The sequence below is a fragment of the Clostridium sp. Marseille-P2415 genome (genome assembly GCF_900155545.1).
In the GTDB taxonomy this organism is placed as follows: domain Bacteria; phylum Bacillota; class Clostridia; order Lachnospirales; family Lachnospiraceae; genus Lacrimispora.
The window spans coordinates 2,717,142-2,743,606 of the sequence record NZ_LT732526.1 but is presented as its reverse complement, the minus strand read 5'-3'; the positions used below and the strand labels follow the sequence as shown (position 1 = coordinate 2,743,606).

Here is a 26,465-nt window from a genome sequence, read left to right as displayed (position 1 = left end):
CGGAGCCTGCCTGGCTCACCTTGCGGCTTTCCGGTATTCTGCCGGTGAAATTCCGGTTTGCTTTTTGAATATTCTGCTGAAGTACAGAGGATTGTCGTAACCGACGATATTGCCGATCTCCCCGACTCCATAGTCCGTGCTTTCCAAAAGCTCTCTGGCTTTTTTGACCCGTATGGAGGTCAGATACTTACGGGGCGGCATTCCCACATACTGCTTAAAGCTTCGGATGAACCAGCAGGTGCTCATGTGGAGCTCTCTGGCATAATGGTCGATTTCGATATCCCTGGAGAAATTTTCATGAAAGTAATGGACCGCCTTCTCCATGACTTTCTGTATCTCTGTTTTTGGAAAGCCGCCTTCCTCCTTTAAACGCTTGAGAAGCAGGAAAAGCTGTCTTAAATACAGAATGGCCAGTTCTTCCGAGCAGGGGCGGAAAATTTGCAGTTCCCGGATAATGGAAAGGAATAATTCCTGGTATCTGGAAGAAACACCGGTGTATAAAAAAGGGCTTTCTCCAAAACCTGCCTGTGTTAAAAGGCCGGCCGCTTCTTCTCCTGTAAAATGCAGCCAGTATACTTCCGGTTTGTCTTCCAGATAATAGGAGTACTGCTGATATTGAAGAGGTTCATAAAGCACCATGTTCCCGGCTGGAACCTCTGTGGCGGTACCATGGAAGGTAAACCATGCCTTCCCGGATGCAATGTAGAGGATCTGGTAATCAGGCCTTCCTGCCGGCCGGATGGTGGACATGACAGGCCGGGAAACCAGACGGTATACGCCGCAGCAGTTGGCCCTTAAGGGAATGCTTAAGTCTTCCAGTTCCTCATCTGTTAAATTCATATAACCCGTATTGGTGTACATATCCTGCATCTCCTTTCCCGTTTTTTCTATTGTATCATTTTGTGTATGGCTTGTCTATTTAGATAATTCCTTTTATTTATGCGCTTTTAAAAGGGATTATTTTATCGTTTGACTGCATTTTGACTGTATCATAATAATTCTCCAATTTATCAATTTCCACATCTGCATAACCAAAATGTGTATATGCCAAGCGTATTCCGGCTGTCAGAATGTCCAAGAAGATGCTGCACCTGCTTAATATCTACTCCGGCTTTATATAGGTCACTTGCGTAGGAAAAGTGTAACATGTGAAGACAGGCATCATGAAGGATATGGCGGGCATGAATATTATCTTTTTCATAGGGATTGTGAAGCAAATAGATCGTATTTGATTGAGAAGCTTAAGGAGATTCAGAAAAAGAAATAGTCTACACAAAAGGGAGGAGCCGGCAAGATGTGGAATCCTGCCGGCTGTTATGAAAAAAAGTTTTATATAAAAGACTACTGCCTCTTTACAGTTATTACTATACCAGGAAACTGTGACGGGAGTTTGATGGAACTGTGAACAGTTTGTGAAAGAAAAATGTACGTCGAGAACTTAATATTGATAGTTGGTAGGTAGGATGGTATTCTATTTATAAAGTTGTTTAAATTAGGCAGAGGGAACGATTTTATGAAAGTTGTATTTATAATTGGAAATGCATCTGTTGGAAAAATGACTGTTGGACAGGAATTGATGAAAATTACAGATTTACGTTTGTTCCATAACCATATGACAATTGAGCCGGTAATTGAAATCTTTGGTTCCTACAAAGGGAAAGTGGTTTCTCGTTTAAGAGAAGTGATTTTTGAAGAATTTGCTGCATCAAATAATTACGGACTTATTTTTACTTATATGTGGGCGTTTGACCAGCAGTCTGATTGGGATTATATTGAGCACGTCAAAGATATATTCAGACCATACGAAACTGAATTTTACTATGTTGAACTTGTCGCTTCAAGAGAAATACGTTTGGAAAGAAATGTAACTGAAAATAGATTATACAACAAGGCATCAAAACGTGATATTAATATTTCTAATCAAAGATTGATAGATGATGACGAAAAATACCGTTTGGTAAGTAATGACGGCGAAATACCATTTGATAATTACATTAAGATTGACAATTCATATATTTCACCTGATATTGTTGCTCAAAAGATAAAAACATTATTTAAGTTATAGCGTGAAGCTACAAAACTGAATATAAAAAAATTACCAACTTTCAGCATTAAACTGGTAGTTTTTTTATTGTCAGAAAAAGAGAGGGGTTGTGATTGTGAGCTGTATGGAAAATATTTAAAGGGCTGGCGGAAATTACAGATTCCAGCCAGGGCACAGGACAGCCTTCCCAGGGTGGAAACCTTGTGGCTGAACTTTGAGCCGGAGTTGAGTTCTGGCCATTGAATTTAAGATTTTGTGTTGGTCTTGTTGTTTAGAATTTAGGATAATTAAATATGGGAACAGATACTATGCTTTCTCTATTCACAAAAATTTCCACCTCATCATGAGCAGAGTCTTTTAGTTGAACACTTGATGACCATGGCCATAAAACATCAGGACAAATTTCATCACTGGAAGAAAATTCAATAAACACCTGTGCTTTACCAGGATCTCTAAAATAGACTATATTTCCAGGATAAGTACAGCAAATTCTAGCCTTATCACACGGCCGTGGTAAATCAGCTGAGATTAAAACACTGACAGTATCATAAATACGATAAGCAAGGACAGATTTTATATACATAATTTTACCTCTTTATAAAAAATACCTTTCTTTTATATTATATTAGTTTTTATGAAGTGTTACATAAATCTGAGAGGTAAAAACGAGGAAATAAAGTAAATGTTGTCAATTTAGAGAAACAGGAAAAGGAATTAGCTGTAGAAATCGAAAAAGCAAGAGAGGTAGGAAAGAGTGAAGCTTGAATAAGTCAAAATTTAGACATTTAGACAAATTACGATCTGCGATCTATGGTTTAGCTGTCGGAGATGCTTTAGGCGTTCCTGCAGGGTTTATGGATCGTGGCAGTTTATTATCCCATTGGCATTTTGTGATTGTACAAAAGAAGAAATTCAAAATGTGTCAAGGCTTACACATGCTCATAATATTTCAGTTACAGCCTGCGAGGTATACGTTCAGATAGCACAAAGACTACTGGACGGTGAAATAATAAAAGATATCCTTGGTTCTAAGCCCAAAAGTACGAATTTATGGAGGGGTATGAAAATAACAATATCATTTTGTGCATATTTTGTCTAATCGGAGATATGGATTTTCTGCCCTTTCATCTTATAATAAGGGTAGGAAAAAAAGGAGGAGTAAACCATGATCGTACCCAGACATTATGAAAATCCGCATCTGCTTCATGAAAATACCATGCCAAACAGAGCTTATTATATTCCGGCATCTCAGGAATGCTTTGACCTTGCAGAGCACAGGGAACATTCCGACCGGTTCCAGCTTTTAAACGGGAACTGGAAATTCCGCTATTTTGACAGCATTTATGATGTGAAAGAAGAGTTTTTCTTAGAAGGTTATGATACCGGCAGCTTTGGGGAGATACCGGTTCCGGGCTGTTTCCAGAATTACGGCTATGACAGGCACCAGTACACCAATACCCGTTATCCCTTCCCCATGGACCCGCCTTACGTTCCCGCGGAGAACCCATGCGGAGCTTATATCCGTCAATTTATTTATGAAAGGGATGAAAACGCTCCCAGGGCTTACTTAAACTTTGAAGGAGTGGATTCCTGCTTCTATGTGTGGCTGAACGGAAGCTATGTGGGATACAGCCAGGTATCTCATTCTACGAGCGAGTTTGATGTGACAGGTCTGATCCGGGATGGATTAAATACCCTGGCCGTCCTTGTTTTGAAGTGGTGTGACGGAAGCTATTTGGAGGATCAGGATAAATTCCGCATGACCGGTATTTTTCGTGATGTGTATGTATTAAAAAGGCCGGAGGAAGGTGTATTTGATTACTTCCTCACAACCGTCCGGGAAGGAAACCGGGCTCATATTCAGGCAGCAGTCACCTTTATGGGAAAAGAGGTGGAATTAAAGGTGCTGGTCTACGATGCCGAAGGTAATCTGGCCGCCAGCCAGGAAGGATTCCCACGGGATGGAAAATTCCTTTTAACCATAGAAAATCCCGTGCTTTGGAATGCTGAGCAGCCTTACCTTTATACCGTCGTTCTGGAAAGCCGGCATGAGGTGATCACAGACCGTCTGGGAATCCGGGAGATCTCCGTACGGGATGGCGTGGTTTATTTCAATGGGGAAAAGATTAAGTTCCATGGCGTGAACCGTCACGACAGCGATCCGGTCACTGGTTTTACCATCAGCGTGGAACAGATGAAAAAGGATTTAAGGCTCATGAAGGAGCATAATGTCAATGCCATCCGTACCAGCCATTACCCAAATGCGCCCCAGTTCTACCAGCTGTGCGACCAGTACGGCTTTTATGTCATAGATGAGGCGGACAATGAAAGCCATGGCACCAACAGTATCTATATGGAAAGCCGCGACACCGAAATCTGCCGGGACCGCTGGAACCGGGCCATAGCAGATAATCCGGAATTTACCCCGGCAACGGTCGACCGGGTGAAGCGTCTTGTAGAACGGGATAAGAACCGTTCATCCGTTGTGATCTGGTCCATGGGAAATGAATGCGCCTATGGCTGTACCTTTGAGGCCGCTCTTGCCTGGACCAAAGCCTTTGATCCCTCCAGGCTGACCCATTACGAGGGAGCCCGCTACCGCACCCGGAACAAGACCTATGATTTTTCCAATCTGGATTTATACAGCCGCATGTATCCAAGCCTGGAAGAAATCCATGAATATGTGGAAAGAAAAACCGGAAAGCCATTTATCCTGTGTGAATACAGCCATGCCATGGGGAATGGCCCGGGAGACTTAGAAGACTATTTCCAGTTGTTTGATCAGTATGAGGGAGTCTGCGGCGGCTTTGTCTGGGAATGGTGCGACCATGCCATTTACCAGGGAAGAAATCAAGACGGAAAGCCCATGTACCTCTATGGCGGCGACCATGGAGAATATCCCCATGACAGCAATTTCTGCGTGGATGGACTGGTATATCCCGACCGGAGGCCTCATACCGGGCTTTTGGAGTTTAAAAATGTAAACCGTCCGGTGAGGATGGTTTCCTTTGACCAGAAAAAGAAGGAGCTGGTGCTGCGCAATTATATGGATTTTATGAACCTGAAGGATTACGCAGTAACCGCTTACGAAGTGACCTGTGACGGGGAAGTCATCAAAAAGGAAATCCTTGAGGAGGCTTCCATGCCTGATATCCGGCCTCATGGCAAAGGAAGGGTAACTTTGGATTTTGAAGTACCGGCAGCAGGAAAATGCTATCTGAGGGTATGCTATTTATTAAAGAAGGATACTGCTTTATTAAAGACCGGAAGCTTCCTGGGTTTTGATGAGATTCTTCTTAAAAATGAGGATATGAGAAATCAGACTGCGGCTTTTGTTCTTAAACCGCAGGAATCCGGAGAGGGCGCAGACTCTTCCCTTGATGTCAATGAGGATAACCGTTTCCTGTTTATAAGAGGGGAAAACTTTACCTATACTTACAATAAGCTAACCGGGTGCTTTCAGGAAATGTCCTTCCATAACGGTACCATCCTTGAGCGGCCAATGGAATATAACATCTGGAGGGCGCCTGTAGATAACGACAGGAAAATAAAGATAAACTGGTTGTCCGCTCATTATGACAGGGCAGCTTCCAGAGCGTATGAAACCTCTTTTGAGATAAAGGATGGCAGGGTAGAAATAGAGACCGTTCTGTCAGTGACTGCGGTTGCGGTTCAGAGAATTTTAAATATCAGGGCTTTGTGGACCGTAGGGCAGACCGGAACCGTTGATGGGAAGCTGGAGGTGAAAAAAGACCCGGAATTCCCTGAGCTTCCGCGGTTTGGTCTCAGGCTTTTCCTTCCAAAGGAAATGGATGAAGTTACCTATTATGGACTGGGCCCGATAGAAAACTATAAGGATAAATACAGAGCATGCTATCACGGCCTGTTTTCCGCCGGCGTGAGGGAAATGCATGAGGATTATTTAAGGCCCCAGGAGAACGGAAGCCGAAGCGACTGTGATTTTGTAACCGTAAAAGGAGTAAGAACATCTCTGACTGCGGCAGCAGAGAAAACCTTTTCGTTTCAGGCATCGCTCTATACACAGGAGGAACTGACAAAAAAGGCTCATAACTATGAACTGGTGCCATCCGGTTTAACGGTCCTTTGTCTGGATTACCGTCAGAACGGGCTGGGCTCAGAAAGCTGCGGGCCGGAACTTCGGAAGGAGTATATGTTTGACGAAGAGGAATTTACTTTTGAGGTGAGGCTGGTTCCTGGGAAAAGCTGATTTTTGCACTGATTTAGAGAAAAGTATCATATTGTGATAATGGGTTGTTGAAAAACAGTTTTTGGTTTGGACTGCACTATCTGACTATATAGGAAGAATGATAAGCAAGGAACGCTCCTTAACTCATGACCTTTCGATATTGTTCTGATCGTGCAGTTTTTTTATGGGAAACTACTAAAGCAGCCACACTCTTATATATTTAAAAGGCAAAAAAAATCCCAATACCTTATTGGGGTTTGGGAAGTTGATAGTTGTAGACACTTTTTTATATTAAAATATCTGCCATACCTCTGGATTCTGGTTCACAGAGGGTATAGCAAGTATCCTAAGTTCTCATAATAACAGGAATTATTGACACATTCTATAAAAAATTGTATCATAAAAATATCAATTATGTCAAAGGTATTAAGGAGAGATTATAAATGCCTAGAGTTAAAAATGCATTATTGCTGACTGAAAGAGAAATGGATGTTATGCGAATATTATGGGATAGTAAGAAGCCGCTGGTAGCGTCAGAGATTGCTAAAACGGGTGTATCATTAAGCAACAATACGGTTCAGTCGGTTCTTAGAAAGCTTTTAACCAAAAAATATATTGAGGTTGCAGATATTGTTTATAGCGGTACTGTTTTAACACGTAGTTATAAGCCGGCTGTATCGAAAGGGGATTTGCTTGTTGAACAATTTGTTAATCAATTTAAAAAAAATGAAGACAGCATTCCAATACCTAGTTTAGTTAGTACTCTTTTAAAGCACGAAAAGAACGAAAAAGAAACGATAGAAAAACTTGAGATCCTGCTTAAGGAAAGAAAGAAAATCATTAACCAAGAGGAATAATTTGGATGTTTTTATCATCAGCTTCATTAATCACTGTAGTAGTATTATTCAATCTGTCTGTTATAGTATTATGGTTTTATTTAAAAAGTCATAAGAGAATTATACAAATAAGTATAAATACTTTGTTGCTAGGAATTTTGTTAGTTCTCTTGCGATTATTAGTACCAATGGAGTTTGTATTCCAGAAAACAGTTGGAGAAAGGTATTTATTTCCTGGATTATTTTTGGTTCTTTATACCCCTATTCTGGAATTTATTACTCCTAGTATTTATGTATACTACGTTTTTTTGTTTATTTGGGGGATAGGAAGCGTAGTTTTGGCTATAAGGGCGGCAGTAGGTTATATGAAATTCAGATGTTTAATTAACCAAGAGCCCCATCTGAATGGTAAGAAAATCTTAAAAATTCTAAAAAGCATAGAGGAGCTAAATGGGAAATTAACTAAATTTAAAATAATTAGGACGGGTATAGTGTCTGTTCCGATGTTCTTTGGTTTATTTACTCCGAGAATTATATTGCCAGAAGTGGAGTTGTCAGGTGAAGAATTATGCTACATATTAAGGCACGAAGTTACCCATTATTATAAGCATGACCTGTGGATTAAATTACTTGTTGAATTAATTAGTATTATATATTGGTGGAATCCATTGGTTTATATACTGAAACAAGAAATAGATAAAATTCTGGAGATAAGGGTAGATATGATTGTTACAAAAACATTTAATGAGGCAGAAAAAATCAATTATTTAGAATGCCTTTTAAAAATTGCCAAAGAAACTGCTCCTTCTCAAATAAGCGGTTTCTCTCTGGCTTTTGATAGCAGAACTGTTTCTGTCCTTTCACAACGTTTTCATATAATTTTAGATGGTAGGAGTCATAAAAAGTCCGGAATTAAAAATTCACTGTTATTTATATTTATGATTTTTATTTTAATCTTTAGTTTATTTGTGGTTATCGAACCATACTCAATTGCTCTTGAAGATCAGCAAAATACGTTGGAACTGACAGCTGAAACTGCATTTCTAGTAGTAAATCCTGACGAGGGATATGATATATATGTTAACGATACATATTTCGCTACTGCAACAGAAATTAGAGATTCTTATTCTAATTTGTCGATTTATAATAACTTAGAGGAGGCTTTATTCAATGAAAGTAAAAAGTAAGAGGATTATGTTATTATTAGCTGTTTTCACAATCAATACATTCATGTTAACCATTGATGCTTCAGCCCAGTCCAATCAAGAGAAAACGCTTCCAATTGCTATAAGTTCTCTCCAAAATAGTGTTCTAGATGTAGCTTATCCAAATGCTAATATTATTGGCTGGCGTTATAAATCGAAAGAAGGGAAATTGTATAGACGCCAATATAATTATTCCAGAAAAAAATGGATTGGCGAATGGGAACTATGCTAAAAATCTAATTTATTGGAGATTGAAATAATGACGGGAAATTTTCTACCAACAATTGAGATCTTAAGCCAGTATATGCTATAGGCACAATGCTGGCTTTTTTTGGGCTTTAACCTGTTGAGCATGGGTGAGTTTCTCTTTAAGAGGCTTGTTCTTCATTTAACAACATTAAAAAATTTTGAAATAGAATACTAGTTAATGGAGCAATAATATTTTTCTGCCTTGTGAAAATATACTGTAAATCTTAGTGAATTTTGAGAAATTTTACTAATTGCTAAATGAGCACGAATACAATATAATAAATAATGACATGTTATTTAAAATAAAAACTCTGCAAACGGAAATGGCGCTTTAGAAATTCTGCTGAGTTTTTTGATTTCGTGCGAAAATTTTATTAATTACCTGAAAAAGATCGGTATTATTAGTGAAGGGGGAAGAAACAATGAAGTTTTAAAAAATTTTTGGTATTATTATTTCAGTTTGTATGATTATTGGAGGTAGTTTAACCTCTATCGCTGCAGAACAAACAGGAGTTAACCCAAATGCAGTGGGAACAACTATTACCCATAATTGGAGTTTCAAGGTAGACCGTACGTATGAAGAAACATCCGGAAGCTGGATTCATATTTACACTGGTTCACCCGCTGCACGAAATGGGGAGTATGATTCAGTAGCCTTCTCAACCTCGTATTCTCATACATTTACCGGTACAATAGGCGGTGAATTAAAAGGAGCCATCCAAGCACAATTAGGATACTCTTTTGGAAAGTCTGTAGAGTTCGGTATAACCAAGAATAGTGGTTCTTTAAAAAAGGGTGAATACGTGAAAGCTTATTATCAGAAAAATTACGATGTCTCCAAAATCAAACAAACAGACTTGAAACGCACAACTGGATATGTGTTTTCAGGTGGTCAATATAGGCCCGTGGATAGATTTGATACAATTACATCTTATGTATATGCTAAAAAAGCAATTCAGCCCAAAATCAAACTTGAATATTGGGCAAATGGCAGACAGGTTAGATCTAACTCAAATGGACGTCCAGTACGCGTTGAATATTACGAGTTTATCAATGGACAATATCGGCAAGTAGCAGGGGAGTAAACATATGAAAAATACTAGCGGGGCATTGCTATTGGGGTTCAGCTTTCTGAGTATAGCAATTATACTTTCATTAGCAAAGGTTTCAATGTATTTAGACAAATTAAATGGTTTAGGCTATTACACCAGCATTTACAGGTACATTAACCCGATAGAAATTATTTGCGTAATTATTTCTATTATAATAGCTTGTATTTTATTATTTAAGAATAAGAAATAAAATCTGTTTTTAAAATCTTAGGCTATCGTTCCGACTGTTTACAAAAATTGTTGATGACTTAAGACAAAAATTTTATAACTACCGAACTTTTCAAGTTTTTAAGCCAGCATTCTATCTTAAGGATGCTGGCTGGTTTTATAATTGAAGAATGAATAAGTATATAAGTTTTTTGTTTATTTCAAACTCATCTTTTGGTATAATAACTTTTACGAATCTGCTGACCATGTGTTTACATTTGAGACTATTGATGAGTTAGAGGTTATATGATATCCCTTATTCGTTCATACTCCACCCATGCCACAAAGGTCCATTTCCTTTTCCAATGTTTAACCCGGCATTCAGTGCTCCAATGAGATAATTCTTAGCTGTTAGTATACTCTCCTCCATACTAATTCCCTTTGCCAGCCCGCAGGCGATAGCGGAAGACAGAGTGCATCCGGTCCCGTGGGTGTTTGGAGTGTCTATACGTATGCCCGGAAACCAGGTAAGGGAGCCGTTATGACATAAAACATCGTTTGCACCCTGCCGGCTATGGCCGCCTTTTACAAGAACAGAGGTATGAAACCTTTGGGAAAGCTCCAAAGCGGCTTCTTCCATGTCTTCTGCAGTATGGATTTCCTGCTTGTCTGCGGATAGGAGTGCTTCTGCCTCCGGAATGTTGGGAGTGATCAGGCAGGATAAGGGGAACAGCTTATCAGTAAGATACTTAACTGCATCCTCTTTCAAAAGCCTTCGGCCGCTGGTGGAAACCATGACAGGGTCCACTACCACAGGGACTTGTATGTATTTTAACAGTTTTTCTGCGATGATTTCAATGGAGGAAGGTGTTCCTGCCATGCCGATTTTAACGGCCTGGGGAGGGATATCGGTAAATACGGCATCAAGCTGGGCGGCCAGCATTTCCCGGCTGACAGCTTCCGTCAGATACACACCTGCGGTGTTCTGGGCGGTCAGGGCGGTGATGGCGCTGGAGCCGTAGAGTCCAAGGGCGGTGATGGTTTTTAAATCAGCCTGAATTCCGGCGCCGCCGCTGGAATCAGAACCTGCGATGGTTAAGACGGAAGGAAGAAAAAGGCTCATAACGTCACCACCTTCTGAACCCGCTCCTTTAAGGTGCGGACAGCTGCAGGAATATCTTTTTGCCCGAAGATGCCTGAGACGACTGCGATCCCGGCTATGCCTGTCCCTCTCAGAGATGAGACATTTTCATAAGTGATCCCCCCGATGGCCGTCACCGGAATGGGGACGGAGCGGCAGATATCACATAGCTGTTCCATGGTTATGGGAAGAGCTTCTTTCTTTGTCGTGCTTTGAAAGACAGCGCCGGAGCCAATGTAGTCAGCGCCGTCTTCCCAGGCTTTTTTTGCCTGTTCTATGGTTTTCGCAGTGACACCCAGAATGCGGTCCGGTCCGATGAGACGGCGGACCTTTGCGGGAGGTAAGTCATCCTGTCCTACGTGTACGCCATCCGCACCGCACTGCAGGGCGATCTCCACATCATCGTTAATGATGAGGGGGATGTTGTAATGGTTTGTAAGTTCACGGACCATGATCGCTTCCTCCAGGAAGGCTTTTTTATCCAGGTGCTTTTCACGGAGCTGTAAGAGGGTCACTCCGGAGGAGAGGGCTTCGCCGATCTGCTTTATTAAGTTTTTTTCTCCTGCGCACGCCTGGTCCGTTACCGCATAGAGGAGAAGCATGTCTTTATGGAATTTCAATGGTTACGCCTCCTTTTAAGATTGATTCATCGGAAAGACTGACTTCATCGAGAAAATAGCAGCGGAAGCTGCCTGTTCCTCCATGGATTTCCTCGGTTTTCTTCGCTGCCCGTTCCCCACATAAGCCGGAAACGGCCGTGGCCAGGGCGGCAGCCTCTAACAGGACATGCTGAGGAGCTATGGACCCGGCAGAGCCGGAGGCGGCGGCCACATAGGCGGCGATGATGCCGTCCAGCATACAGCCGCTGCCTGTAATATGGGACATTTCAGGACAGCCGTTTTTAATGAGCCAGGTTTCTTTCCAGGTGGAAACGATATCAGTGGTTCCGGTCATAACGGTTACGGCTCCGGTCATGGCGCTTAAGGCTTTGGCGGTCTCCATAAGGGAGGTAAGGGTATCTTCTGTAATCTGGTCCGAAGGGGAAGCGTCGACACCCCGGATCGGAGAGACAGCCCTGTCCTTCCCGGCCCCGTGCCCGGTTAAAGCGTTTAAAAGAATCCGGAGCTCTGAGACATTTCCCCGGATGACGGTTGCCTTTACCTTTTTTAGGATAGAGAGGGCTGTCCCGGTCCGGTAATGGGATGCACCGACTCCCACCGGGTCAAAGATGACAGGATGGTTTAAACGGTTGGCTTCTTTCCCGGCCCTCAGCATGGCTGCTTTTCCTGTTTCCTTTGGGGTCCCCATGTTCAGCAGAAGGCAGTTTGACAATGCGGTTATCTCCTCTGCCTCTTCCGGGTAATCGGCCATGATGGGGGAACCGCCGCATGCCAGAATGACATTGGCAACGTCTCCGGCCGTTACGTAATTGGTGATGCAGTGGATGAGAGGCCGTTTTTCCCTGACCAGTCCGGAAAGGGAGAAGTTAAATTCCCGGTTCATGACCGGTCCCGTCTTATTCATGGATCAGCCGGCCCAGATAGGAAATCAGGCCGAGACGCCGGAGGACTTCGATCAGGATGGCAGCCAGTATGGTTCCGCAGGCGGTGCTCATGAGAAATGGAACCACAAAGAAGAAGACAGCCACCTCTTTGCCCATGAGAAGGACAGCCACCGGATAGCAGAGCGTTCCGCCGATCAGTCCGGTACCGATGATTTCTCCGGCATAAGCAAGAAAGAACTTTCCGGTTTTCCGGAAAAGATAAGCGCCAAGGAACGCCCCCACCATGCTTCCCGGGAAAGCCAAAAGGCTTCCGGTTCCCATGAGGTTCCGGATCAGAGAGGTACTAAAGGCCATGGAAACACCCCAGACTGGACCTAAGAATACGCCTGCAAGAACGTTTACCAGATGCTGGATGGGAAAGCACCTGGAAGCTCCGATGGGGATGGAAAAGCCGGAGAGGGCTACCGTAAGGGCCACCAGCATCCCACTGATCACCAGTTTTTTCACGCGTACCTTTGAAGTTGTGCCAGAAACGCCCTGTACTGTTGATTGTATTTGGTTATTCATGAAAATTCCTCCTGTTTATATTATTCTAAATGAATATCATTCATCAAAAATACTAACAGTTTCACCTTCTAAAATCCGGTTCATGTTCTTCATGGCGCAGAAATTTCCGCACATGGAGCAGGTGTCCTCTTTTTCCGGTTTTGACATGGCACGGTAACGTCTGGCCTTTTCCGGGTCAATTGCAAGGTCGAACATGGCTTCCCAATCCAGCCGTTTTCTGGCTTCGCTCATCTTGTGGTCCCACTCCCTGGCCCCTCTTATGCCCTTGGCAATGTCAGCTGCGTGGGCTGCGATGCGGGCGGATATGATACCTTCCCTTACGTCATCGGCATCCGGCAGCTTCAAGTGCTCCGCCGGGGTCACGTAGCACAGGAAGGAGGCTCCTGCGGCTGCAGCGATCGCTCCGCCGATGGCTGAAGTGATGTGGTCGTATCCGGGGGCAATGTCAGTGACAAGAGGCCCCAGGACATAGAAAGGCGCGCCCTTGCAGATGGTCTGCTGGATTTTCATGTTTGCGGCTATCTGGTCCAAAGGCATGTGGCCGGGACCTTCTATGATGACCTGGACGTTCCTTTCCCAGGCCCGGCGGGTCAGTTCTCCGAGGGTAACCAGTTCCTCGATCTGGGAAATGTCCGTGGCATCTTCAATGCAGCCGGGACGGCAGGCATCCCCAAGGCTCAAGGTCACGTCATGCTCCTCACAGATTTCCAGAATACGGTCATAATGCTCATAGAACGGATTCTCCTCTCCGGTCATTTCCATCCATGCGAAGATGATTGAGCCTCCCCGGGAGACGATGTTGGTTAAACGTTTGGCTTCCTTGAATCTCCGGGCGGTCTGCTTGTTGATGCCAACGTGGATGGTCATGAAATCCACGCCGTCTTTTGCGTGCATTTCCACGATCCTTATCCATTCTTCAGAAGTAATTTCCCGAAGGGGCTTGTGATAATAAACAACGGCATCGTAAATGGGAACCGTCCCGATGATGGCAGGGCATTCCCCTGTAAGCATCCTTCTGAATTTTCCGGTGTCCCCGCAGGAGCTTAGATCCATGATGGATTCGGCCCCCATGGAAACGGCGTCATTTACTTTCTTAAGCTCCAGGTTTAAATCATTTGAGTCCCTGGAGGTGCCCAGATTGACGTTGATCTTGGTCTTTAACATGGAACCGATCCCGTTTGGCATGAGGCAGGTGTGGTGTTTGTTTGCAGGTATGGCGATTTTGCCTTCCGCTATCAGCTCCCGGATTCTTTCCGGTTCCCATTGCTCTTTTTCGGCTACCGCCATCATTTCTTTTGTCAGAATGCCTTTCCTTGCGGCATCCATCTGTGTGGTGTAATTCATTTATGATCCTCCTTTTGATTGTCCGGAGGGACTTACGAGCGCTTTCGCAAAGAAAAAGAGCCCATACCAACAGGTATGGGCTCAGAAAAAATCTTCGTCTCGTATGAATCCCTACGTTGGCATTACCCAAATCAGGTTATAAAGGTCGAAGTTTGATTACTTCCTCTCAGCCCGCTTACGAGCTCCCTCTTGTGGTCATTAGTGTAGCACCCGGCCGGAGGCTTGTCAAGAAGAATTTCCAGACTACCCTGTTATGGCGGCTTTCATTTCCCTCACATAGTCACAGATGGGCCCCACACAATCTTTTCCGTATTTGGCGGCTATTTTTACGATGGCGCTTCCGACGATGACGCCGTCGGCCTCCCGGCTCATTTCTTTGGCCTGCTCCGGAGTGGAGATGCCAAAGCCAATGGCGCAGGGGATGTTCCTTGTTTCTTTTACAAAGGATACCATTTCCCCGATATTGGTGGTTATTTCCTTTCTCACCCCGGTCACGCCCATGGAAGAAACGCAGTAGACAAAGCCTTCCGCTTCCGAGGCAATGGTCCGGATGCGTTCCCTGGAGGTGGGAGCGATGAGAGAGATTAAGTCGATTCCGTACTTTCTGCAGAAGGGCAGGAGCTCATTCTTTTCCTCAAAGGGCATATCCGGCACGATCAGGGCATCGATGCCGCATTCTGCCGCATTTTTCAGAAAGCGCTCGCTGCCGTATACAAAAATGGGATTTAAGTAAGTCATAAAGGCCAGGGGCACATCGGTTTCTTTGCGTATCCGCTTTACCGATTCAAAGATCTTATCGGCGGTGGTACCGGAAGAGAGGGCGCGCATATCGGCTTCCTGAATGACGGTTCCTTCCGCTACCGGGTCGGAAAACGGGATCCCAAGCTCGATCAAGTCCGCACCTGCCTTTGCCATGGCAGGAACCAGCTGTTCTGTAACAGTAAGGTCCGGATCTCCGGCGGTGATAAACGGGATAAAGGCTTTTCTCCCTGAAAAAACATCACTTATTCTACTCATAGATTTCAACCCCCTTATAACGGGCAATGGCTGCAACATCCTTGTCGCCCCGCCCGGATAAATTGATGACGATGATCTCATCCTTTCCCATGGAAGGCGCGGCCTTTCTGGCATAAGCCACCGCATGGGCGCTTTCAATGGCCGGAATGATCCCCTCCATACGGGATAAGTATTCAAATGCTTCTACGGCTTCCTGATCCGTTACCGGGACATAGTCTGCTCTTTTGGAGTCATAGAGTGCCGCGTGCTCCGGCCCGATACCGGGGTAATCAAGGCCTGCGGATATGGAATAGACCGGAGCGATCTGTCCATATTCATCCTGGCAGAAATAGGATTTCATGCCATGGAAGATCCCAATGGTTCCTGTGGAAATGGTGGCCGCGTTCTTATCCGTGTGGATGCCGTGCCCGGCTGCTTCACAGCCGACCAGCTTAACGGAAGTGTCGTCCAGAAAATCGTAAAACAGTCCCATGGCATTGCTGCCGCCGCCCACACAGGCAATGAGCATGTCAGGGAGCTTTCCTTCCTCCTCCATGAGCTGGGAGCGTACTTCTTTTCCAATGATGCTCTGGAAGTCCCGGACAATGGTGGGGAAAGGGTGAGGTCCCATGACAGAGCCCAGGCAATAGTGGGTATCCTCTACCCGGTTGGTCCATTCCCGGAGCGTTTCATTGACCGCATCCTTTAAGGTCTGGGTCCCGCTGGTGACAGGGTGGACCTTTGCGCCCAAAAGCTCCATGCGGAACACGTTTAAGGCCTGGCGCTCCGTATCTTCCCTGCCCATAAAGATCTCACATTCCATTCCCATAAGGGCTGCAGCCGTGGCGGTGGCAACTCCGTGCTGTCCGGCTCCTGTTTCGGCAATGACCCGGGTCTTGCCCATTTTCTTCGCCAGAAGGACCTGCCCAAGGGCGTTGTTGATCTTATGGGAGCCGGTGTGGTTTAAATCCTCCCGTTTTAAATAGATTTTCGCTCCGCCTAAGTCCTTTGTCATCTGCTCTGCATAATAGAGCAGAGAGGGCCTTCCGGTGTATGACCGGTGCAGTTCTTTAAGCTCCGCCAGAAACGCTTCGTCATGGCGGTATTTTTCATAAGCTTCTTCCAGTTCGATCACTGCGTTCATCAGCGTTTCGGGGATAAATTGTCCGCCGTGCTGTCCAAATCTTCCTTTTGACATTGATTTCCACTCCTTACTGTTTGTATGATCTCTTTTATTTTTTCCGGGTCCTTCCTGCCGTCCGTTTCTACGGAACTGCTTAAATCCAGGCAGAAGGCATCCGTTTTCATTGCTTCTATTATATTTGAGGCATCAAGGCCGCCGGCTAAGAACCAGGGTTTTCCCATGGACGGTATCATGGACCAGTCAAAGGTTTTTCCGCTTCCCCCGTAAAGTCCTCTGGTATAGGTATCAAAAAGCAGGAAGTCTGCGGGAAGTTCTTCCGCCTGTTTGATGTCTGCTGCCGACCGTATCCGTATGGCTTTTATGACGGGAAAGCACGGGCCCAGGCGGTTTTTCAGTTCCAGAATATAATCCCGGCCTTCCTCCCCGTGAAGCTGGATCAAGTCAATGGTTTTCTTTTCCGCCAGGGATATGATATCCTCGATGGGACTGTTTACAAAGACTCCTACAGCCGGGATTTCCGGCAGAAGCATTTCCCTTAACCTGCCTGCTAAAGATCCTGTGATCCGGCGTTTGCCGGGGGCGAATACGAAGCCTGCGTAATCCGGTTTCCATGTATTGACTGCCGCAATATCTTCCCTGCGGGTCAGTCCGCAGATTTTGATCCGCTTTCCCTGGAAGGTCATCGTGCCGCCCCCCTCAATCCATTTAAGATTTTCTTTTTATCCGGGGAACGCATCAGGCTTTCCCCGATTAAGACAGCGTTAACGCCTGCAGAAGCCAGGCGCCGGATGTCGGTTTCCGTTTTGATGCCGCTTTCCGCCACAAAGAGCACATGGTCAGGAACCATGCCCCTTAAACGTATGGAATTGTTAAAGTCCACTTCAAAGGTCTTTAAATTCCGGTTGTTCACGCCGATCATTCTGGCTCCGGCCAAAAGAGCGGAATGGATTTCCGTCTCATCATGGGCTTCCACCAGAGCGCTTAAGCCAAGGCTGTCGCAGAGCCGGATTCCTTCCCTTAAAGCTTCGGTATCCAGGAGCGCGCAGATGAGCAGTACCGCCGAGGCGCCGATGGCCTTTGCCTCATAAATCTGGTAGGGATCCACGGTGAAATCCTTTCTTAGAAGCGGGACGCCTGCCGTCCGGCTGATTTCTGTCAGGTAATCGTTGCTTCCAAGAAAATATTCCGGTTCCGTGAGAACGGAAATGGCATCCGCCCCTGCGGCCTCGTATTCCTCTGCAATCTCCACATAGGGGAAATCAGGGGCGATGAGCCCTTTTGAGGGAGAGGCCCGTTTCACTTCGCAGATGAAGGAGATGCCCGGGGAGGAGAGGGCATGCTCAAAGGAAAAGCTTCTGCCGTTTTGTCTGGTTTCCTCGTAAGCGGAAAATGCCAGCTTTTCCATTTCCTTAAAAGGGATTCTTTCTTTTGCTGCTTTTGCCCGCTTTCTGGAGGCAGCAGCCAGGGTATCCAGGATCATAGGGACACCTCATTGGTTGCCCTTACGAATTCTTCCAGTTTGTGGGCGGCTTTTCCCGAATCGATTAAGTCCGACGCTGTTTTGATGCAATCGGCGATGGTGCAGTCATCAATTCCTAAGTACAGGCTTAAGGCAGAGTTTAAGATGACGATATCCCGCTTTGGTCCGGAAAGCTTTCCGGTCAGGATATCCCTGGTGATCTGTGCGTTTTCCGAAGGAGCGCCGCCCACCAGCTCCGGAAGGCTGCACCGTTTCAGAAAGAACTGTTCCGGCGTGATCTCATAAGGAGTCAGCTCTCCGAAGCGGATCTCGCATACCTGGGTGGGACCCGTGACCGTTGCTTCATCCAGTCCGTCATCTCCGCAGACCACCAGTCCCCGTTTGACCCCAAGGTTGCTTAATACCTGTGCAAGGGGTTCCACCAGCTTTCGGTCATAGACACCCAGAAGCTGCATGGTGGCTCCCGCAGGATTGGAAAGAGGGCCGAGGATATTAAAGATGGTCCGTATGCCGAGCTCCTTTCGGACCGGTCCGGCATATTTCATGGAAGAATGGTAGGCCTGGGCAAAGAGGAAGCACATTCCGGTGTCCTTTAAAATCTTTCCGGACTGTCCGGCGGTCAGGTTTAAATTGACGCCCAGGTGCTCCAGGACATCGGCAGCCCCGCTTTTGCTGGATACGCTGCGGTTACCATGCTTTGCCACCGGAACGCCTCCTGCGGCCACCACAAATGCGCTAGTGGTGGAAATATTAAAGGTACCGGCCTCGTCGCCGCCGGTTCCGACGATATCGATCACCGGGAAATCCGGTTCCAGCTTAAGCGCTTTTTCCCGCATGACCGTGGCACAGGCAGTGATCTCATCTATGGTTTCGCCCTTCATCCGGAGCCCGGTTAAAAACGCGGCCATCTGGGCCGGCGTGGTTTCCCCGCTCATGATCTCGTTCATGACTTCCCTGGCTGCCTCAAAGCTTAAATCCTGCCCTCTGGTTACTTCGTGAATTGCCTGCTGAATCATTTCACTTACCTCCTTTTTGAATGGATAAAAAATTTTCCAGTATGAGTTTCCCGTCCGGCGTCAGGATGGATTCCGGATGGAACTGGAGGCCATAGACGGGATAATCCTTATGTCTGACAGCCATGATCTCTCCCATGTCGTCCGTTCCTATGACGGTAAGACAATCGGGAAGGGACTCCTGCCCGGCGATGAGAGAGTGGTATCTGGCTGCCGGGATCTGCCGGGACAGCCCTTTGAATATGGGATCGGAAGCATCGATGTTTATGAGGCTCTGTTTTCCGTGCATCAGCTTTCTGGCATGGGTGACCGTTCCGCCAAATGCCTCACAGATTCCCTGATGTCCCAGGCATACGCCCAGAATGGGAACTGTTCCGGAAAGCTCCCGGACCACCTCCTCGCACACGCCGGCGTCCTTTGGATAGCCGGGGCCGGGAGAGAGGATGATGTGGCTGGGAGATAAGTCCCGTATTTCCCTGACCGTCATTTCATCGTTCCGTATGACCCGGATATCCGGATCCAGGGCTCCGAACAGCTGCACCAGGTTATAGGAAAAGCTGTCATAGTTGTCAATTAAGAGAATCATCAGTCATTCACCTCCCCGGCCGTTTCAATGGCATGGATCACGGCCCTTGCCTTATTGGCCGATTCCTCGTATTCCCGTTCCGGCACGCTGTCCGCCACGATACCGCCTCCGGCCTGAACATATACCTTTCCCTGGCTCTTTACCGCCATGCGTATGGCGATGCAGGTATCCATGTTTCCGGTGAAATCAATGTAGCCAAGAGCTCCTCCGTAAATGCCTCTGGGCTCTGTTTCCAGCTCCTCGATGATCTCACAGGCCCGGATTTTGGGTGCCCCGGAAAGGGTGCCTGCCGGAAGGACTGCTTCTATGGCATGAAAAGCGTCCCGTTCCGGCGTGATGTCAGCCTCCACCTGGGAACAGATGTGCATGATGCGGGAGTAACGGTGGATCATTTTGTAGCCGGTCACTTCTACGGTGGAAAACCTTGCGATCTTTCCAAGATCATTTCTTCCCAAGTCCACCAGCATGTTGTGTTCTGCCAGCTCCTTTTCATCGGCAAGAAGCTCCTTTTCCAGCATTTGATCCTCCTCCTCACTGCTTCCCCGGGGCCTGGAGCCGGCCACCGGAAAGGTAGTGAGCCGCCCGTTCTTTAACCGGACCAGGGTTTCCGGCGAAGTGCTCATGATTTCCATGCCATCCATGTGGAGATAGACCATGTAGGGGGAGGGATTAGTCGTCCTTAAAACCCGGTAGGCATTTAACAGGCTGTCGCTGTAGCTGCTTGTGAACTGTCTGGAAAGAACTGCCTGGAATATGTCTCCGTCCACGATATACTCCTTTGCCCGCTCCACCATGCGGCAGAATTCTTCCTTCGTAACATTACAGCGGAAATCCGGCCGGCCGGTTACAGCGGATTTCTTTAAGGGAGTGTTTTCACCGATCATGCGGGCAATGCTTTCCAGTCTGGTGCAGGCGTCCCCGTAATTTTCCATGACCCGGTCGGTTTTCATGTTCACCACAATGCTTATTTTCTGTTTTAAGTGGTCATAGGCAATGACCGTGTCAAAAAGCATCAGATCAAAATCATTGCAGTTTCCTTTTTTGATGGATAGGACCGGTTCTGCATAACCGATCATGCTGTAGGCAAAATACCCTACAAATCCGCCTGTAAACGGAGGAAGGCCGGCCAGCCTGGGGGAACGGTAATCCTTTAAAATGTCCCGGAGCACGTCATAAGGCTTTTCTGTCTGAATCACCTGGTCAGCCCGGGCGGGAGCCTGTGTTCCGTAATGGTGTACTGTTACCGTTTTGTCCCTGCAGGTGACCTGCATCACCGGGTCGTAGCCCAGGAAGGAATAGCGGCCCCAGTTCTCGCCCCCCTCAATGCTTTCAAGCAGATAATAGCGGCTGCTTAAGGCTGCGATCTTGCGCAGCAGGGTAATGGGTGTGACAATGTCTGCATAGATTTCCCTGCAGACCGGGATGATGGGATAGGAAGCAGCAAGAGCTTCGATTTCCCTGCAGTCCGGTATGATGTTCATGATTTATAACGCTCCTTTCGTAATTGATTTCCTGTTTTCTGAATGAAAATAAAAAAAGCCTCCCGTCCCTCCTCCATATTGCTATGGATAAGAGGGACGGAAAGCTATTGGATTGCGTTTCCGTGGTACCACCCTGATTGGAGAAGATAGACTTCTCCCACTTTTAAGCACACCAGCATGTGCCTCCCCTTGGTAACGGATAGGAAACCCGTCAGCATCTACTTCCGGCCGTAAATCCGGTTTCAAGCCGCCCTCGCAGGTCCATTCAGACCAGACATCAACGCTTCCTCGCACCGGCCGGAAGCTCTCTGTGCATGATGAAAAGATCTTACTTACTCCTGCTCAACAGTTTATTGATATGTTTTGCTACAGTATATGAGATGACGGAGGAAATGTCAATAGTAAATTTTTTATCAGCAGATTTCTTCTGATTGACATTTGGAAAAATGGTGATAGAATGGTGCTAATTGAGTGCAGATTTAAATCGAAGCAGGAGGGCTGTAATATGGCGAAAATAGGGATCATCGGAATCGGAAATATGGGCTTTGCAATTTTAAAAGGACTGCTGAATGTTTATGAAAAAGAAGACATCATATTTACCGATGTGAATGAAAGCCGGTGTGCGCAGATAACAGAGGAAACGGGGGTAGCTCATGCGGGAAGCAATGCCGGATGCGCAGGCAGTGCAAAGTATATTGTCCTGGCCGTAAAACCCCAGTATTTTAATCCCGTACTGCTGAATATCCGGAATGTAGTAACGGAAAAGAATGTCATCATTTCCATTGCGCCCGGGATCACGACGGCACAGTTAAAGGAAAAGCTGGGAGATGAGAAACGTGTGGTGCGTGCCATGCCCAACACTCCGGCTTTGCTAGGGGAAGGCATGACAGGAGTCTGCTATGATGAGGAAGCCCTTACGGAGGAGGAGAAACATGCTGTGGCGGACATTTTCCGATCCCTGGGAAAGATGCGGATCGTGGAAGAACGTCTCATGAATGCAGTGGTTTGTGTCAGCGGAAGCTCTCCGGCCTATGTTTATATGTTCATTGAGGCTCTGGCCGACAGTGCGGTGAAATATGGCCTGCCCAGGGATGCAGCCTATGAGATGGCAGCCCAGACCGTTCTCGGCAGCGCAAAGATGGTCTTAGAGACCGGGGAGCATCCGGGAGTACTGAAGGATAAGGTATGCTCTCCCGGGGGAACCACCATTGCGGCAGTCTCAGCCCTGGAGGAGTTCGGGTTCCGCAATGCGGTGATAAAGGCAGCAGATGCCTGCTTTAAAAAATGTGAGAAACTATGATGCCATATAGGGAGGAAATATCATGGAGCAGATGCCTGTAAAGCGCCTGGACAGGGAATTAAAATACCAGGGAAACATTTTGAAGATATATGAGGATACGATTGAGGCCAATGGTCATCTGGCCCACTGGGATTTCATCCATCATAACGGGGCGGCGGCAGTGGTTCCGGTGACAAAGGAAGGGAAGCTTCTCATGGTGCGCCAGTACCGCAATGCACTGGACCGTTATACCCTGGAGATCCCGGCCGGAGCACTGGACTGTCCCGGGGAGCCCAAATTAGACTGCGCCCACAGGGAGCTGGAAGAAGAGACCGGCTATAAGACGGACAAGGAAAAGATGGAGTATTTGATCAGCGTCAATACCACTGTGGCATTCTGCGATGAGGCCATCGACATATTTGTTGCAAGAGAGCTTAATCCTTCCAGACAGAATCTGGATGAAGATGAATACATCGAGGTGGAGGAATGGACGGTAAGCGATCTGGAGCAGAAGATCTACCGGGGAGAGATCACCGACGGGAAGACCATTGCTGCGATCCTGGCTTATGCACGGAAATACGGTGTGAAGTAAGAAAACCTTATAAAACGGCTGTTTATGCAGAATAAATGTCCCCCTCAAGGCATAAAGTATGACAAGACCTGTAGGGGGATTTTTTTATGGCCGGATTTCTTAGTACGTTGAGATTTCGGTGGAGAAGAAGGCTTAAGCCAAGGGGAATGTACGTTCCGGCAGCCTTTGGCCTCCGGCTGGAGGACCGCTGTTTTCTTTGTTTTTTTGCCGGACTTTTAGCAGGAACGGTTATGGCAAACTTCTGGTATCCGTCATTCGCAGATGAAGCAGGATATTATCTGGGCCTTCTGGACCGGAATGTGAATTTGGGTCAAGGGGAGCGGGTTCAGCTTTTCGGACAGGTCTTAAGACAGAGGATGGTGGAAGTGTGGATCGCCTGGCTGATAGGCATGACCGCTTATTCAGTTTGGCTGTTCTATTTTCTGACGGCAGGGTTCGGTTTTTCCATGGGGTTCGTTCTTTCCGTCATTACGGTTCAAAAGGGGCTGATGGGGCTTCCCGTCTTCCTTGTGACCGTTATGCCTCAGGCCCTCTGCTACCTGCCGCTTTGGTGCATTCTTCTTCTTTGGGGAATGCAAAAGGAGAGACGGTTCCGGATTCCCGCCTTTTTGCTGCTCCTTTTTTTGACGGCTGCCGGGAGCGCCTGCGAAGCATGGATCAACCCGGTTTTACTAAAAATGTTTAACAGTTAAGAGCATCCCTGATTATGATTCTGCCGAAGCTGAATTGAAAAAGTAAATTCCAGTGCAAGACTAAATTCTACCACACCCTTAAAATTCCTTGAATTTATCCAATTTGTTAGGAAAACTCAATTCACTATTTGGCACATATGGAGTGATTTGTTCTGAAAAAACCTTATATTGTGTCAAGCGTTTTCTATAGGCATTCTTAGCCTATGCAGAAGTAAATTCCACATTAATGGAGCTTATTCTTTCTGTTTGTGGGATATGATACCGCAAGACCAGATATCACCGTCAAGGGGGCAAAGCCCCTAATGGCAAGCCCTTGACAGGTAATCTGCCTTTCGGTACAGGGTGTTCAAGACAGAAATGGGTAGCTATTCTTTCATATGAAAGATTAAATTCTACTTGTGTAAGACTAAATTCCAGTATGGGTTAAGAGAGTGGAATTTACTTTTTCAATTTAGGTGATTCTGCCGAAAGAAAAAGTATTGTTGATTTTATCTTTAAATCGTTTTAAAATAGTGTTTAGGCCAGCTCAAATGAGAGGGACAAAAGAAAAGGGGTTAAATGAAAGGAAAATTTATGAATAAGTTTAGTGACAAAAGAGCATTAAGCAACATTATAGTTGCTGTTATCCTGGTGATAGGTGTAATAACATCTTCCGTTATTTTAGTAAACGGTGTGGTTAAAGTCAAATCAACCACAACGAACATAACTGTAACAGGATCTGCAAAACAGCAGATCACTTCCGATTTGATTGTCTGGTCCGGCAGTTTCAATGCGCAGTCTCCGGATTTACAGTCCGCATACTCCAAACTCGAAGTCAGCAGGAATAAGGTTTCAGACTATCTTGTAAAACAGGGAATTGAAACAGATGATTTTGTATTTTCTTCTATTAATACAACGGTCAATTATGTTATGAATGAATATGGTGATTATACAAATGAAGTGGATGATTACGATTTAAGCCAGACGGTAACCATTAGTTCCGGTGATATCGAAAAAATCACAGAGATTTCCAGAAATGCTACTGAATTACTCAACGAAGATGTTGCATTTCAATCGGATTCCCCCCAATACTTCTATACCAAGCTAGCCGATTTGAAGGTTACCATGCTTGCTGAGGCAACAAAAGATGCTAAAAAACGTGCGGAGATGATAGCAGAAAATGCCGGTAATAAGCTTGGAGATTTAAAGTATGCTGACATGGGTGTTATGCAGATCACACCTCTTTATTCAAATGATATTGATGATTATGGTATTAATGATACTTCTTCTTTGGAAAAGGAGATCACCGCTGTTGTTCACTGCCAGTTTGAAATTAAAAAGTAAGTTAACATTGATTCATTGGGGAGGTAATATGCCTTCCCCAACTTTTTTTGTCCTGGAACCGAAAAAATAATTGATAAATAATTTTCTGAATTTAACAATATCTTGCGAGAAAAAAATATGTATTACCAATATCTTGTATATGTTATGTAAAGTAGCCTTAAAATGCCTTAAAAGTGGGAAAAATGTGTTTGATTTTATCGAAATAAGTCTATATAATGGTAGGAAGAAGCCTCATTTTAGGGCATTTTTTGAAACCGGAAGGTTAGGGGATATGGAAATGGTAGCAGAGATTAATCATTTTATAATTTATTTGAGAGAGATTAAAAAAACATCAAAGAACACGGAGGTATCATACCAGAGAGATTTGATGCAGCTGGCCTCCTTTTTAGGGCAGCAGGGGATCAGGGAAGTGGACAAGGTGACAAAGACCAGTCTTAATTCGTATATCCTGCATTTGGAGAAAGAGGGCAGGGCTACCACTACCATTTCACGGACTTTAGCCTCCATGAAGGCGTTTTTTCATTATGAATGCGGAGAAGGCAGGATCCAGAAGGATCCGTCAGAACTGTTAAAAGCACCGAAGGTGGAAAAAAAGGCGCCTACGATCCTGACTGTGGATGAGGTGAACTGCCTGTTAAGCCAGCCAGGCGGAGATACTCCAAAGGAGCTTCGGGACCGGGCCATGCTGGAGCTTCTTTATGCAACAGGAATCCGGGTGTCGGAACTCATTCATTTAAAAAAGGCCGATGCAAATTTGACGGTGGGCTACATCACCTGCCGCGATGAACACAAGGAACGGATGATCCCGTTTGGAAAAGTGGCCAGGCTTGCACTTTCGTCTTATATGGAGCGGGGACGTGAATACCTGTTGCGGGAGCAGGATTCAGAATGGCTTTTTACCAATTGCAACGGAAAGCCCATGAGCCGCCAGGGCTTTTGGAAGATCATTAAGTTTTATGGAGATAAAGCGGGAATCAAGGCGGATATCACACCCCATACCCTGCGTCATTCCTTTGCGGCACATCTGCTCCGCAATGGCGCGGACATCCATGCGGTTCAAGCCATGCTGGGGCATTCCGATATGGCTACGACGCAGATGTACATGAACTATACCCAGGGGGAATCCGTACGCCGTGCCTATACGGGCGCTCATCCAAGAGGATGACGGTTCCATTCGAGCATAAAATGCCTTTCGGGTCCATATCCGGAAGGCATTTGTTATAAAAAAAGGTATTTTTGATTAACAGTCTCCAATGGTGAAGAATACAATATTCATGTAATCCGCTTTTTCAGGAATGTCAAGCGGAATGCGGCTGCTTTTACCGCCTGCCTGATGCAGCCGCATTAAGTCTTCCTGGACGGTGCTGTTCTGCCTGATATCGGTGACCGTGCCATCCGGAGAAAGAAGATTGACAGGGCCCGTACAGCGGTTTACCACGTTTAAAAATTCATTCATATTAAAGATATTTAGCATGATCATATAGCTGCCTCCTATAATCCTTGTGAGTTCCATTTGATTACAA

The 26,465-nt window shown here is 45.8% G+C and carries 27 protein-coding genes, 1 riboswitch and 1 other annotated feature; of the genes, 11 read left to right on the top strand and 16 right to left on the bottom strand.

The window, feature by feature from the left end; genetic code table 11:
* Window positions 1-15 precede the first annotated feature (15 nt).
* Window positions 16-861: a helix-turn-helix domain-containing protein gene (locus BQ9856_RS17465; RefSeq protein WP_077612178.1), complete on the bottom strand. Its 846-nt coding sequence runs from the start codon at window positions 859-861 to the stop codon at window positions 16-18.
* A 149-nt stretch (window positions 862-1,010) separates the two neighbouring features.
* Entirely contained in the window at window positions 1,011-1,148 is a 138-nt protein-coding gene (locus BQ9856_RS25770) for a tyrosine-type recombinase/integrase (RefSeq protein WP_077613426.1), read from the bottom strand.
* A gap of 365 nt (window positions 1,149-1,513) precedes the next feature.
* Here BQ9856_RS25770 and BQ9856_RS17455 point away from each other — a divergent pair, with 365 nt between their 5' ends.
* Window positions 1,514-2,065 carry an AAA family ATPase gene (locus BQ9856_RS17455; protein ID WP_077612177.1) on the top strand — a complete coding sequence of 184 codons (552 nt, stop codon included), beginning with the start codon at window positions 1,514-1,516 and terminating at the stop codon, window positions 2,063-2,065.
* A gap of 250 nt (window positions 2,066-2,315) precedes the next feature.
* Here the strand turns inward: BQ9856_RS17455 and BQ9856_RS17450 are convergent, their stop codons facing one another.
* Entirely contained in the window at window positions 2,316-2,627 is a 312-nt protein-coding gene (locus BQ9856_RS17450; RefSeq protein ID WP_077612176.1) for a hypothetical protein, read from the bottom strand.
* A gap of 582 nt (window positions 2,628-3,209) precedes the next feature.
* On the opposite strand from BQ9856_RS17450, the gene BQ9856_RS17440 reads away from it, so the two are divergent.
* The 5 genes from BQ9856_RS17440 to BQ9856_RS17420 all read left to right on the top strand — a co-directional run bounded on the left by BQ9856_RS17440 (window position 3,210) and on the right by BQ9856_RS17420 (window position 9,626).
* Entirely contained in the window at window positions 3,210-6,272 is a 3,063-nt protein-coding gene (locus BQ9856_RS17440; RefSeq protein WP_077612174.1) for a glycoside hydrolase family 2 TIM barrel-domain containing protein, read from the top strand.
* 422 nt (window positions 6,273-6,694) lie between these two features.
* The gene (locus tag BQ9856_RS17435; RefSeq protein ID WP_077612173.1) at window positions 6,695-7,108 is read left to right on the top strand and encodes a BlaI/MecI/CopY family transcriptional regulator; all 414 of its coding nucleotides are present in this window, start codon (window positions 6,695-6,697) and stop codon (window positions 7,106-7,108) included.
* A 5-nt stretch (window positions 7,109-7,113) separates the two neighbouring features.
* Window positions 7,114-8,274, top strand: a complete 1,161-nt coding sequence (locus tag BQ9856_RS17430; protein ID WP_077612172.1) for a M56 family metallopeptidase — start codon at window positions 7,114-7,116, stop codon at window positions 8,272-8,274.
* The gene (locus BQ9856_RS17425; RefSeq protein WP_077612171.1) at window positions 8,258-8,524 is read left to right on the top strand and encodes a hypothetical protein; all 267 of its coding nucleotides are present in this window, start codon (window positions 8,258-8,260) and stop codon (window positions 8,522-8,524) included. The genes BQ9856_RS17430 and BQ9856_RS17425 overlap by 17 nt, the downstream gene beginning before the upstream one ends.
* A 481-nt stretch (window positions 8,525-9,005) precedes the next feature.
* The gene (locus tag BQ9856_RS17420; protein WP_139348722.1) at window positions 9,006-9,626 is read left to right on the top strand and encodes a hypothetical protein; all 621 of its coding nucleotides are present in this window, start codon (window positions 9,006-9,008) and stop codon (window positions 9,624-9,626) included.
* A gap of 490 nt (window positions 9,627-10,116) precedes the next feature.
* Here the strand turns inward: BQ9856_RS17420 and thiD are convergent, their stop codons facing one another.
* The 12 genes from thiD to BQ9856_RS17355 all read right to left on the bottom strand — a co-directional run bounded on the left by thiD (window position 10,117) and on the right by BQ9856_RS17355 (window position 21,056).
* Window positions 10,117-10,923 carry a bifunctional hydroxymethylpyrimidine kinase/phosphomethylpyrimidine kinase gene (gene thiD, locus BQ9856_RS17410; RefSeq protein ID WP_077612168.1) on the bottom strand — a complete coding sequence of 269 codons (807 nt, stop codon included), beginning with the start codon at window positions 10,921-10,923 and terminating at the stop codon, window positions 10,117-10,119.
* Window positions 10,920-11,561 (bottom strand): thiamine phosphate synthase, encoded by a 642-nt coding sequence (thiE, locus tag BQ9856_RS17405; RefSeq protein WP_077612167.1) that lies wholly within the window; start codon window positions 11,559-11,561, stop codon window positions 10,920-10,922. The genes thiD and thiE overlap by 4 nt, the downstream gene beginning before the upstream one ends.
* On the bottom strand, window positions 11,548-12,465 hold the full coding sequence (gene thiM, locus BQ9856_RS17400; RefSeq protein ID WP_235839242.1) for a hydroxyethylthiazole kinase: 918 nt from the start codon (window positions 12,463-12,465) through the stop codon (window positions 11,548-11,550). The genes thiE and thiM overlap by 14 nt, the downstream gene beginning before the upstream one ends.
* A complete protein-coding gene (thiW, locus tag BQ9856_RS17395; RefSeq protein WP_077612166.1) occupies window positions 12,458-13,012 on the bottom strand; it encodes an energy coupling factor transporter S component ThiW in 555 nt (184 codons plus the stop codon). Before thiW ends, thiM begins: the two co-directional genes overlap by 8 nt.
* A 36-nt stretch (window positions 13,013-13,048) precedes the next feature.
* Window positions 13,049-14,356 carry a phosphomethylpyrimidine synthase ThiC gene (gene thiC, locus BQ9856_RS17390; protein ID WP_077612165.1) on the bottom strand — a complete coding sequence of 436 codons (1,308 nt, stop codon included), beginning with the start codon at window positions 14,354-14,356 and terminating at the stop codon, window positions 13,049-13,051.
* Between the two features lie 91 nt (window positions 14,357-14,447).
* A riboswitch (TPP riboswitch) is annotated at window positions 14,448-14,555 on the bottom strand.
* Between the two features lie 44 nt (window positions 14,556-14,599).
* Complete coding sequence (gene trpA / locus BQ9856_RS17385) at window positions 14,600-15,373, bottom strand: tryptophan synthase subunit alpha (protein WP_077612164.1); 774 nt, start codon at window positions 15,371-15,373, stop codon at window positions 14,600-14,602.
* Window positions 15,366-16,550, bottom strand: a complete 1,185-nt coding sequence (gene trpB / locus BQ9856_RS17380) for a tryptophan synthase subunit beta (protein ID WP_077612163.1) — start codon at window positions 16,548-16,550, stop codon at window positions 15,366-15,368. The genes trpA and trpB overlap by 8 nt, the downstream gene beginning before the upstream one ends.
* A complete protein-coding gene (locus BQ9856_RS17375) occupies window positions 16,496-17,179 on the bottom strand; it encodes a phosphoribosylanthranilate isomerase (RefSeq protein ID WP_077612162.1) in 684 nt (227 codons plus the stop codon). The genes trpB and BQ9856_RS17375 overlap by 55 nt, the downstream gene beginning before the upstream one ends.
* Window positions 17,176-17,976: an indole-3-glycerol phosphate synthase TrpC gene (gene trpC / locus BQ9856_RS17370; protein ID WP_077612161.1), complete on the bottom strand. Its 801-nt coding sequence runs from the start codon at window positions 17,974-17,976 to the stop codon at window positions 17,176-17,178. Before trpC ends, BQ9856_RS17375 begins: the two co-directional genes overlap by 4 nt.
* Window positions 17,973-18,992, bottom strand: coding sequence for an anthranilate phosphoribosyltransferase (gene trpD / locus BQ9856_RS17365; RefSeq protein WP_077612160.1), 1,020 nt, complete (start codon window positions 18,990-18,992; stop codon window positions 17,973-17,975). Before trpD ends, trpC begins: the two co-directional genes overlap by 4 nt.
* A 1-nt stretch (window position 18,993) precedes the next feature.
* Entirely contained in the window at window positions 18,994-19,575 is a 582-nt protein-coding gene (locus BQ9856_RS17360) for an anthranilate synthase component II (RefSeq protein WP_077612159.1), read from the bottom strand.
* On the bottom strand, window positions 19,575-21,056 hold the full coding sequence (locus BQ9856_RS17355; protein WP_077612158.1) for an anthranilate synthase component I family protein: 1,482 nt from the start codon (window positions 21,054-21,056) through the stop codon (window positions 19,575-19,577). The genes BQ9856_RS17360 and BQ9856_RS17355 overlap by 1 nt, the downstream gene beginning before the upstream one ends.
* Before the next feature lie 89 nt (window positions 21,057-21,145).
* Window positions 21,146-21,411 (bottom strand) — a binding site (T-box leader).
* A gap of 150 nt (window positions 21,412-21,561) precedes the next feature.
* On the opposite strand from BQ9856_RS17355, the gene proC reads away from it, so the two are divergent.
* The 5 genes from proC (at window position 21,562) to BQ9856_RS17330 (ending at window position 26,107) form a co-directional block, all read left to right on the top strand.
* A complete protein-coding gene (proC, locus tag BQ9856_RS17350; protein ID WP_077612157.1) occupies window positions 21,562-22,356 on the top strand; it encodes a pyrroline-5-carboxylate reductase in 795 nt (264 codons plus the stop codon).
* A gap of 22 nt (window positions 22,357-22,378) precedes the next feature.
* Window positions 22,379-22,927: an NUDIX hydrolase gene (locus BQ9856_RS17345; RefSeq protein WP_077612156.1), complete on the top strand. Its 549-nt coding sequence runs from the start codon at window positions 22,379-22,381 to the stop codon at window positions 22,925-22,927.
* 86 nt (window positions 22,928-23,013) lie between these two features.
* Window positions 23,014-23,619, top strand: coding sequence for a stage II sporulation protein M (locus BQ9856_RS17340; protein WP_139348721.1), 606 nt, complete (start codon window positions 23,014-23,016; stop codon window positions 23,617-23,619).
* Between the two features lie 573 nt (window positions 23,620-24,192).
* Window positions 24,193-24,942 (top strand): SIMPL domain-containing protein, encoded by a 750-nt coding sequence (locus tag BQ9856_RS17335; RefSeq protein ID WP_077613424.1) that lies wholly within the window; start codon window positions 24,193-24,195, stop codon window positions 24,940-24,942.
* Between the two features lie 277 nt (window positions 24,943-25,219).
* The gene (locus BQ9856_RS17330) at window positions 25,220-26,107 is read left to right on the top strand and encodes a site-specific tyrosine recombinase (RefSeq protein WP_077612154.1); all 888 of its coding nucleotides are present in this window, start codon (window positions 25,220-25,222) and stop codon (window positions 26,105-26,107) included.
* Window positions 26,108-26,182: 75 nt separating this feature from the next.
* On the opposite strand, the gene BQ9856_RS17325 is transcribed toward BQ9856_RS17330, so the two are convergent.
* Window positions 26,183-26,422 carry a hypothetical protein gene (locus BQ9856_RS17325; protein ID WP_077612153.1) on the bottom strand — a complete coding sequence of 80 codons (240 nt, stop codon included), beginning with the start codon at window positions 26,420-26,422 and terminating at the stop codon, window positions 26,183-26,185.
* Window positions 26,423-26,465: the final 43 nt, after the last annotated feature.

Excerpts from the sequence above, each read along its gene's own strand:
- BQ9856_RS17465 (WP_077612178.1), bottom strand. The coding sequence starts at position 861 with ATGTACACCAATACGGGTTATATGAATTTAACAGATGAGGAACTGGAA.
- BQ9856_RS25770 (WP_077613426.1), bottom strand. The coding sequence starts at position 1,148 with ATGTTACACTTTTCCTACGCAAGTGACCTATATAAAGCCGGAGTAGAT.
- BQ9856_RS17455 (WP_077612177.1), top strand. The coding sequence starts at position 1,514 with ATGAAAGTTGTATTTATAATTGGAAATGCATCTGTTGGAAAAATGACT.
- BQ9856_RS17450 (WP_077612176.1), bottom strand. The coding sequence starts at position 2,627 with ATGTATATAAAATCTGTCCTTGCTTATCGTATTTATGATACTGTCAGT.
- BQ9856_RS17440 (WP_077612174.1), top strand. The coding sequence starts at position 3,210 with ATGATCGTACCCAGACATTATGAAAATCCGCATCTGCTTCATGAAAAT.
- BQ9856_RS17435 (WP_077612173.1), top strand. The coding sequence starts at position 6,695 with ATGCCTAGAGTTAAAAATGCATTATTGCTGACTGAAAGAGAAATGGAT.
- BQ9856_RS17430 (WP_077612172.1), top strand. The coding sequence starts at position 7,114 with ATGTTTTTATCATCAGCTTCATTAATCACTGTAGTAGTATTATTCAAT.
- BQ9856_RS17425 (WP_077612171.1), top strand. The coding sequence starts at position 8,258 with ATGAAAGTAAAAAGTAAGAGGATTATGTTATTATTAGCTGTTTTCACA.
- BQ9856_RS17420 (WP_139348722.1), top strand. The coding sequence starts at position 9,006 with ATGATTATTGGAGGTAGTTTAACCTCTATCGCTGCAGAACAAACAGGA.
- thiD (WP_077612168.1), bottom strand. The coding sequence starts at position 10,923 with ATGAGCCTTTTTCTTCCTTCCGTCTTAACCATCGCAGGTTCTGATTCC.
- thiM (WP_235839242.1), bottom strand. The coding sequence starts at position 12,465 with ATGAATAAGACGGGACCGGTCATGAACCGGGAATTTAACTTCTCCCTT.
- thiW (WP_077612166.1), bottom strand. The coding sequence starts at position 13,012 with ATGAATAACCAAATACAATCAACAGTACAGGGCGTTTCTGGCACAACT.
- thiC (WP_077612165.1), bottom strand. The coding sequence starts at position 14,356 with ATGAATTACACCACACAGATGGATGCCGCAAGGAAAGGCATTCTGACA.
- trpA (WP_077612164.1), bottom strand. The coding sequence starts at position 15,373 with ATGAGTAGAATAAGTGATGTTTTTTCAGGGAGAAAAGCCTTTATCCCG.
- trpB (WP_077612163.1), bottom strand. The coding sequence starts at position 16,550 with ATGTCAAAAGGAAGATTTGGACAGCACGGCGGACAATTTATCCCCGAA.
- BQ9856_RS17375 (WP_077612162.1), bottom strand. The coding sequence starts at position 17,179 with ATGACCTTCCAGGGAAAGCGGATCAAAATCTGCGGACTGACCCGCAGG.
- trpC (WP_077612161.1), bottom strand. The coding sequence starts at position 17,976 with ATGATCCTGGATACCCTGGCTGCTGCCTCCAGAAAGCGGGCAAAAGCA.
- trpD (WP_077612160.1), bottom strand. The coding sequence starts at position 18,992 with ATGATTCAGCAGGCAATTCACGAAGTAACCAGAGGGCAGGATTTAAGC.
- BQ9856_RS17360 (WP_077612159.1), bottom strand. The coding sequence starts at position 19,575 with ATGATTCTCTTAATTGACAACTATGACAGCTTTTCCTATAACCTGGTG.
- BQ9856_RS17355 (WP_077612158.1), bottom strand. The coding sequence starts at position 21,056 with ATGAACATCATACCGGACTGCAGGGAAATCGAAGCTCTTGCTGCTTCC.
- proC (WP_077612157.1), top strand. The coding sequence starts at position 21,562 with ATGGCGAAAATAGGGATCATCGGAATCGGAAATATGGGCTTTGCAATT.
- BQ9856_RS17345 (WP_077612156.1), top strand. The coding sequence starts at position 22,379 with ATGGAGCAGATGCCTGTAAAGCGCCTGGACAGGGAATTAAAATACCAG.
- BQ9856_RS17340 (WP_139348721.1), top strand. The coding sequence starts at position 23,014 with ATGGCCGGATTTCTTAGTACGTTGAGATTTCGGTGGAGAAGAAGGCTT.
- BQ9856_RS17335 (WP_077613424.1), top strand. The coding sequence starts at position 24,193 with ATGAATAAGTTTAGTGACAAAAGAGCATTAAGCAACATTATAGTTGCT.
- BQ9856_RS17330 (WP_077612154.1), top strand. The coding sequence starts at position 25,220 with ATGGTAGCAGAGATTAATCATTTTATAATTTATTTGAGAGAGATTAAA.
- BQ9856_RS17325 (WP_077612153.1), bottom strand. The coding sequence starts at position 26,422 with ATGATCATGCTAAATATCTTTAATATGAATGAATTTTTAAACGTGGTA.